Genomic DNA, 8,506 nt, shown 5'->3' with positions numbered 1-8,506 from the left:
ACGTTGTTTGTTTCGTTCAGTTTTCAAAGAACTACTCGGTCGCTCATTTGCGACTTCCTTATGTTAACATCTTCGTTAGTTAATGTCAACTAAGTTTTTTATTTTGTGTGCCGCGTTCTGCGTTATTGCATCGGCGACTTGTTCTATATTACACCTCTATATCCTAATCGTCAATACCTTTTATCCTTTTTATTTTATAAATTCTAAAGGGTATTGAACCTTCTTCATTTATACTCCGTTCCTAGAGATTAATAAACTGTTGCAATCACTTTCATAATCGACAGTTTATACTTTCTTACTTACACCTTTCTAAAGAATGAATAGCAAACCAAACAAATATATATTAAAGGTAGCACTTTTTATTTCGAGTACATTCCAGCTGTATTCACAATTATCTCCTACCACTTCTCTCTAGGAATTATAAATACACCATGCATTTACTAAAAATCTAATTAACTTAGGAGGCGTTATGAAATGCATGTTAATAAGAAGATCATTTATGTATCCCATGATGCCCATTTCCACGGAGCACAGCTGCTTTCTTTACATACTATTAAAGCTCTTAAAGAAAACTTTCATTACTCCGTCGCAATTATTTCTATTGGAACGGGCATTTTAATCCACGATTTTCAAAAGTATGGTCCTGTTTATTGCCTAGAGGAAGACTACCAAACAGAAAAAAGGGTCGAATTATTAATAAAGAAGTTACTATCACAAGACTATACCATCGCCATATGTAGTACCGTCATAAGTGGTGACATAGTTGCATTACTAGCTAAACACAATATAAAAGTTATTTCATTAATACATGAATTGCCGCATTTAATACAACAGTACTCTGCCGAGGGGAAAGCGAGAAACATTGCCCAGTTTGCTTACAAAATTGTCTTCCCTTCACAGTACGTGTATGAAAAATTCCGTACAATCACCCAATTAGATCATCAAAAATGTCACATCCTCCCTCAAGGCTTGTTTAACCACAATCCTTATAAGAACAATATTGCAAAAGCTAGAAGCGAATTACGAAAAAAACACAACCTGCCTCTAGATAGCAAAATCATTTTGGGAGTAGGTTTTGCTGATCATCGGAAAGGGATAGATTTATTCTCACTTATTGCTTACTCAGTAAGAAAAGTTCATACGAATATTCATTTTATCTGGGTCGGGAGAACGGATGTTCATTTCTTTAACACACTATCCCCAAGATATACAGCACATTTCACATTAGTTGAGCCTACTCCAGATATCGGTTTATATAACGCCGGGGCTGATTTATATTTATTAACTTCAAGAGAAGATCCTTTTCCAAACGTTGTTTTAGAAGCATTAGATACAAAAGTCCCTGTTATAGGGTTTAAAAACGCTGGAGGTTTTGAAGATGTTGTTACGGAACAAACTGGCGCCTTAGTAGACTTTTTAAATTTACCGCAGGTGCTGGAAAGAATATATGAATTTATTGGAGATGAAGACTTACGATTACAAAAAGGGCGCTTTGGCCAAGAGCTTATTGAAAAAGATTTTAACTTTCTTCATTACATTTATCAACTGTTAAACCTACTTGATCATAATTACAAAAAAATAAGCGTAATCATACCGAACTATAATTACGAAAAATACTTACCTGACCGAGTTAAATCCATATTAAACCAAACCTATCCCCTTTACGAACTAATTTTCCTAGACGATGCCTCTACTGACAATAGCGTATCTATATTTAAACAGCTGCTCTCAAACGAAAATAAGCCCCACCTAAAAGTTCAGCAGATTATTAATGATAAAAACTCTGGTTCTGTATTTAAACAATGGATAAAAGGCGTCTCTGCAGCAACTGGTGATTATATTTGGATTGCAGAGGCTGATGACTTATGTGATCAGACATTTTTAGAAGAAGTAATACAAGGGTTTCATATAAATGGTGATGTTACCTTAAGCTACACACAATCAAAACAAATAGATGAACAAGGAAATATCCTAGCCAATCATTATTTAGATTACACAAATGATATTGATAAAGGAAAATGGAAAAGTTCTTATTTCCGAAAAGGGATAGATGAAATACAAGATACATTACTTATCAAAAACACCATACCTAATGTCTCAAGTGTAGTTTTTAAAAACATAGATATAAAAACTACAGAAAAACAATTAGAAAAGTTTAAAGTAGCTGGTGATTGGTTTTTCTATGTTTCTATTCTTAAAGAGGGGAACATTTATTTCAATCCAAAACCGTTAAACTATCATAGACGACATACAAATAGCGTAACGAGAACAGAAGATTCATATTCCCATTACAGTGAAGTTGTACAAATGCAGAATTTCATTAAAGAAACCTTTACTATCGACGACATTTCAAAAAAGAAAATGTACACATATAGAAAGTATCTTAAAGCATATTTGAAGATTGAATGATATATTTTCTTCGCCATCAGTATCTCTTGTAAGACGTTACTATCATTTAAGGGGGGTTACTCATTGAAAGAATTTATAGAGGCAAATAAAGATTTGATTTCTCAAATTGCACACAACTACAATGTAAATGCAAGTATTCATCCAGAGGATCATATCTTTCAATTCCTTGTCACTAATCCAGTCTTCCCATCTAAAAAAGAAGCGATAGATTATTATTTTCAAGATGGGAGAAAATCCGCAGAAACACTCTTAGATTTAATTACGTCCTTTTATCCTCCTATAGACACTCCAATAAAATTATTAGAATTCGCATCCGGATATGGCTGCGTAACACGTCATTTATTAAACCTACAAACGAACTTAAGTATAACTACCTGCGATATACATGAAGAGGCTATTACTTTTATTGAACGTACATTAAATACTTCTTCTATCTTATCTCACCCTGAACCTGAACAAGTAAATTTGACCTCCTCTACGTATGATATCGTTTTTTGTCTATCCTTTTTTTCTCATATGCCTGATACAACTTGGTTTCGTTGGCTTCAAACATTGTATAATGCTGTTTCTCCTGAAGGCTTACTCATTTTCACAACTCATGGTTATCAAAGTAAAAAGTACTTCAGCTTTCCAGATTTAAATAAACAGGGTTATTGGTTTCTCCCTTCTAGTGAACAATTGGATTTGGATGTTCATCAATACGGGCAAACGATCGTTAGTCCCTCTTACGTATGTGACAAAATTAAATTATTGCCCTATAACCCTGTCATCAAAAAATACACTGAAGGTTTTTGGTGGGAACATCAAGACCTTTGGGTAATAAAAAAAGAAATAAAATAATAAACCACGCTCTACTGATACAAAAGTAGGGCATGGCTTATTATTTTTTACTATATAAGAACTCTTCAATCCATAGCTTATTTAATCTAATTCCACTTTTGAAATCTATTTTCGGTTCCCAATTACATTCTCGTCTTACTCTATCTATATTTAAAATGATTTTTTGAACATTTTCTTGCCTTTGTTTATAGCAGGTAAAGTCCACTTTTCTTTCCGTTAATTTCTCCAATTCTACTATAATTCGTTTTAAAGAGAGACCCTTGCCGCTCCCTATGTTATATACACAAGATTTCAAACGATTTAATTGTGATAGTTGTATAGTGATTTCAACTAAATCATCGATATAAATATAATCTCGAATAATCTCTTGTGGATTCCCATATATATTAATCTTTTCATTACTGAGATGCTGATACAAAAAACAGTTTATTGCCCCAACTTTCTTTAAAGGATTTTGATATTTTCCATATGGATTAGAATATCTACATACAACATAGTCAATTCCGTATTTTTTCTTATAAAAGTACAGGTAATTTTCAAGCGACACTTTTGTTATTCCATAAGGAGAAAGTGGTTTTAATGGATGTTCCTCATCAATAGGTAAATATTCCGGTTCACCATAAACCGTGCCTCCAGAAGATGCTAATACGATTTTTTTAACAGGAAAATTTTTAACACTTTCCATGAAGTTAAGAAAAAAAAAGCTACTGTTTATATCTCCGAAAACATCTTCAATTGAAGTTGCTACATTAGACGTTGCAGCTAAATAAATAATAATATCCACATCCACTAAAGCTTTATATATATCTTCAACATTTGCTAAATCACCTTTAATAAATTCAACATCACTTATAATATTTTGAGGAAAATTATTTATATGTCTGGAAAATACTTTGACAGTTTGACCTTGTTTCAATAAACCTAATGCGAGGTTAATACCAATGAAACTATTCCCACCTACTATTAAATAATTATTCTTCCTCATAATATCCTCTCTAGTAATAAGATTTTTGCTTATCACACCTAGAAATGCAACTAAATGAACTTGGTCACTGCTATTATTCATCCTCTTATCATTGTATGCTTCCTATAAATTTTCATTATCTTTATTTTATATTTTCCTTTTAGAATCGCTATCTTATTTAAGCTGACCGCAAAAAAACACTCATACTATTTACTCATTCCCATGAATATATTGGATTAGTAAAAACTTCCCTTCTCCATAAATAAAAATTTCAAAAAGGAGCACTACATGTATGAAGAGTGTAAATCAAGAGCTTTTAAATCATGTAATCCTACATAAAGATCGAATCCCACATTTCCATAAAGACTTTCCACTTATACTATTCTGGAGCCATAGAAGCGGATGTACCGCCTTAGCTAATTGGTTCTTTTTTCAAATTGGATTGTTTAATGAAGCAAAGAAATACCATGACTTTATTCATTACTATGAATTCTGGGTGTATAAAAACAACACTAACTACATACCAGAGTTACAAAATGGGCTTCTAACAGCAAATAAAGATGTTTGTAAACTTGTACGGAATCCCTACAAAAGGGCCGTCAGCTCATTTTTATTACTTGCTGACAATCCATACGCTAGCCCGCAATGGGAAAGTATCCGCCATTATTTGTATAATGACAAATATAGTACTCGAGGAATATCATTTAAACAATTTTTATATTACGTTCGAGCATTAGGTCCCAATTCCCTAGCAATGGACATACATTTTAGTCAGCAATACGTTCCAGGTGAAGAAAACTTCATCCAATACTATATTCCTTTAGAAGATTTTAATACACAAATCACCAAGATGGAACACACGTACGATTTGATTAAATCCAATTTAGCGCTACTTACAAATTCAGATCATCATCGCGCTTATAAAATGCTTTATACAGGAAGCTATGCAGAACTCAGCATTACAGATGCCGCCTTTCCTCGCTTTCCAACATATGAAAGCTTTTATGATGAAGAAACAATGGCGTTAGTTACAGAAATATATGCACAAGACTTTGAAATGTATCCGTACACAAAAGGGATATTCTAAGTCGATACATTCTTCAATGAATAAAAGTGAATGTATCGCATAGCATAAAGTGAAACTTTAATTAGCGTGGGGTTCTCTCCCGCTAATTATTCCATTCTACCAATCTCACTTTTATGGTTTTCCTAATTTCCACCCACTCTCTTTGATTTCGCTGATTGTTGACGTGTGTGTCATATGCATTTTTTTACACAGGAGTGATGTCATGTGGAAGGTAATTTGAAACACAATAATGGATATTGCGTTATTTGTGAGAAGAAAGCTACATTTATAGAGCATAATGATTGGCTTAGAGATCACTACTTATGTTCTACATGCCACTCTATACCAAGACAGCGCGCTCTAATCCATGTTTTAAATACATTTTTTCCAAAATGGGGTTCCTATCATATCCACGAATCCTCTCCTGGAGGAATTACAACTCAACTACTAATAAAAAACTGCAAAAACTATACATACTCTCAATACTTTAAAAACTACCCTCTCGGCCAATACTTTCAAGGAATTAGATGCGAAAACTTAGAAGACATGACTTTTCAAAATGAATCTTTTGATTTATTCATTACTCAAGATGTCTTTGAACATGTAATGGAGCCAAACAAGGCCTTTAAAGAAATAGAGCGTGTATTAAAGCCTGGCGGTGCTCATGTGTTTACTGTCCCTTGGTATCATACACTCACAAAGACTTTACAAAGAGCAAGAATCAATAAAGAAGGAATCGAATATATTGAGGAGCCAATTTATCATGGTAATCCTATTGATGAGAACGGGTCTTTAGTAACATTTGATTGGGGTCAAGATATGATTGAATATATTTATACACATGCAAATATGTATACCATTGTTTATTTACAAAAGGATAGATTACTGGGGTTAGATGCTGAATTTCTACATGTTTTTATTAGTAAAAAACATGAAAATGATTTTTAGGCACTATATAATTTGGAGGTTAACAAATGAATAACTTTAAGTTAGGAAGTGATTTTGATAACCTTGTTAGCCCGCTTTCTGATGTTGAACTTCTTAATCTATTTATACAAAGTTGCTCAAAAACAAAGATCAATGGCATTTCAGTACCTATGTTCCCCCCTGAAGAAATTCAACAACAGTTTGTAGGCGCTTCCTATGAACATGCTCTTTATGAAGCATATTTGTTTTATAGCCTTGTAAAAACACATGCCCAAAATCTAGGTGTTCCCTTGAATAAAGAACGTAAAATTTTAGACTTTGGTTGCGGATGGGGAAGAATCATACGCTTCTTTTTCAAAGATGTTCGCCATAAAAACTTACTTGGTATTGATGTAGATCCTGTAATGATTAACCTTTGCAACGAAACGTTAGGAAGAGGCAGATATAAAATAGCTCCCCCCACAACCTCCTGTAGAATTTATTAATGACAATTCATTAGATATCATATTCGCTTATTCTGTATTCTCACATTTATCCGAAGAAACAGCAGAAAATTGGATAAAGGAATTTTCAAGAATTCTTCGTCCATGTGGCATCTTCATCGCCACAACACAAGCACGCTATTTTCTCGATTTCTGTCAACAATTTAAGGAACACCCTGAATTAATTCAAACGGGATGGCATAAAACTTTATCGCAAGCTTTTCCAGATATAAATCATGCCATCTCGGATTATGAAAGCGGCAATTTTGTCCACAGCCCTACGGGAGCTGGAGACGTTAGAAACAGTAGCTTCTACGGGGAAACCGTTATACCTAGAACTTATATTAAAAACCACTATGAGAAGTATTTAAAGCTACGGGACTTTTTTGATGATACAAACCGGTTACCCCAAGCTCTATTTGTTCTCCAAAAAGATTAACTCTTTTCGCTCATTGTATAATGAAGATTACTTTGTATCTCAGCCGTATATATTAAATCATCAAAGATTTCCATATTAAGCACACTATACAAAAGAATTCATTATGCAGCATAAACACAGTGAGTAAATAACATATCTCATGTTTTAACTAGATTCGAAAAATCAAAAGTAACTTCCCACCACTTGAACTACGAAGAACATAAGGGGGATATATCTTGAAAATAATCGCTTTTTACTTACCACAGTTTCATCAAATAAAAGAAAATGACCGATGGTGGGGGAAAGGGTTTACTGAATGGACAAATACTAAAAGTGCACGACCTTTATTTTCAGGACATTACCAACCTAGAGAACCTTATCAAGATTTTTATTATGACTTAACCACCCCATCCGTAAGAAAGTGGCAAGCAGAAATCGCCAAAGCACATGGCATATATGGTTTTTGTTATTACCATTACTGGTTTAAAGGGAAGAGGCTATTGGAGGCACCCTTTAATGAGGTACTTAAGACGGGCGAACCAGATTTTCCATTTTGCCTTTCTTGGGCAAATGAACCGTGGACAAAAACTTGGGATGGTCTTGATAGTCACATATTAATGCCTCAAAATTATGGAGAATTATCGGATTGGAAAGAGCACTTTGAGTATTTATTACAAGCTTTCCAAGATGAGAGATATATCCGTATAGACGATAAACCACTATTCATTATTTATCGTCCCGGGCATATCCCTCATTGTGAACAAATGCTTCATTATTGGAATACACTCGCACAAGAAAATGGTTTAAAAGGTATATACTTTGCAGAAACATTAAACAGCTTTCCACTTCCTAATATAAATGGATTTGATGCTAGCATTGAATTTGAGCCTTTTTATACAATTGCTCATGATAGCTCTTCAGACATAAATAAGACAATATATGAGTCTGGTAAACAAATAAACGCTTGGGATTATGATAAAGTGTGGATGTATATACTAAAACGATCTCCTCCAGAGAAAAAAACATTTCCTGGTGCCTTTGTTGACTGGGACAATACAGCACGCCGCAAAGACTTAAATAGCAGCATCTTCCTAGGTTCTACCCCTAGGAAGTTCGCGATATATTTAAGCAAACAAATCCAGCGTACCTATTCTCTTTACAACAGCGAGTTTTTATTTATTAATGCGTGGAATGAATGGGCAGAAGGTACTTACTTAGAACCAGATAAAAGGTATGGATTCGCCTATTTAGAAGGAGTTAAGCAGGCAATTAATAGAGGTATGAAAGCATACAAAAAAGACGAGTCATTCTGACTCGTCTTAAAGTTGCTTGGCGACGTCCTACTCTCACAGGGACAAGGTCCCAACTACCATCGGCGCTAGAGAGCTTAACTTCCGTGT

At 34.0% G+C, this 8,506-nt stretch carries 6 protein-coding genes and 1 pseudogene; 6 read left to right on the top strand and 1 reads right to left on the bottom strand.

Annotated features, from left to right (window positions below; genetic code table 11):
- The first annotated feature begins 474 nt into the window (after positions 1 to 474).
- The gene (locus AC1Q8N_RS28600; protein ID WP_098080550.1) at positions 475 to 2,409 is read left to right on the top strand and encodes a glycosyltransferase; all 1,935 of its coding nucleotides are present in this window, start codon (positions 475 to 477) and stop codon (positions 2,407 to 2,409) included.
- A gap of 63 nt (positions 2,410 to 2,472) precedes the next feature.
- Positions 2,473 to 3,249 carry a class I SAM-dependent methyltransferase gene (locus AC1Q8N_RS28595; protein WP_088610424.1) on the top strand — a complete coding sequence of 259 codons (777 nt, stop codon included), beginning with the start codon at positions 2,473 to 2,475 and terminating at the stop codon, positions 3,247 to 3,249.
- Positions 3,250 to 3,289: 40 nt separating this feature from the next.
- Here the strand turns inward: AC1Q8N_RS28595 and AC1Q8N_RS28590 are convergent, their stop codons facing one another.
- Positions 3,290 to 4,234, bottom strand: a complete 945-nt coding sequence (locus AC1Q8N_RS28590) for an NAD-dependent epimerase/dehydratase family protein (RefSeq protein WP_088610425.1) — start codon at positions 4,232 to 4,234, stop codon at positions 3,290 to 3,292.
- A 271-nt stretch (positions 4,235 to 4,505) separates the two neighbouring features.
- Here AC1Q8N_RS28590 and AC1Q8N_RS28585 point away from each other — a divergent pair, with 271 nt between their 5' ends.
- The 4 genes and pseudogenes from AC1Q8N_RS28585 (at position 4,506) to AC1Q8N_RS28570 (ending at position 8,419) form a co-directional block, all read left to right on the top strand.
- Complete coding sequence (locus AC1Q8N_RS28585) at positions 4,506 to 5,300, top strand: sulfotransferase family 2 domain-containing protein (protein WP_098080552.1); 795 nt, start codon at positions 4,506 to 4,508, stop codon at positions 5,298 to 5,300.
- 204 nt (positions 5,301 to 5,504) lie between these two features.
- Positions 5,505 to 6,227, top strand: coding sequence for a class I SAM-dependent methyltransferase (locus AC1Q8N_RS28580; RefSeq protein WP_048543041.1), 723 nt, complete (start codon positions 5,505 to 5,507; stop codon positions 6,225 to 6,227).
- 26 nt (positions 6,228 to 6,253) lie between these two features.
- Positions 6,254 to 7,127 (top strand): annotated as a pseudogene (locus AC1Q8N_RS28575) (class I SAM-dependent methyltransferase).
- Between the two features lie 215 nt (positions 7,128 to 7,342).
- Positions 7,343 to 8,419, top strand: coding sequence for a glycosyltransferase WbsX family protein (locus tag AC1Q8N_RS28570; RefSeq protein ID WP_098049501.1), 1,077 nt, complete (start codon positions 7,343 to 7,345; stop codon positions 8,417 to 8,419).
- The last annotated feature ends 87 nt before the right edge of the window (positions 8,420 to 8,506 follow it).

This window comes from Bacillus sp. GW823-FHT06B01, assembly GCF_058952315.1.
The sequence above is the reverse complement of the archived record's forward strand: the minus strand, read 5'-3'. Positions and strand labels throughout refer to the sequence as shown.

Coding starts and splice junctions, on each gene's coding strand:
- AC1Q8N_RS28600 (WP_098080550.1), top strand. CDS start 475: ATGCATGTTAATAAGAAGATCATTTATGTATCCCATGATGCCCATTTC.
- AC1Q8N_RS28590 (WP_088610425.1), bottom strand. CDS start 4,234: ATGAGGAAGAATAATTATTTAATAGTAGGTGGGAATAGTTTCATTGGT.
- AC1Q8N_RS28585 (WP_098080552.1), top strand. CDS start 4,506: ATGAAGAGTGTAAATCAAGAGCTTTTAAATCATGTAATCCTACATAAA.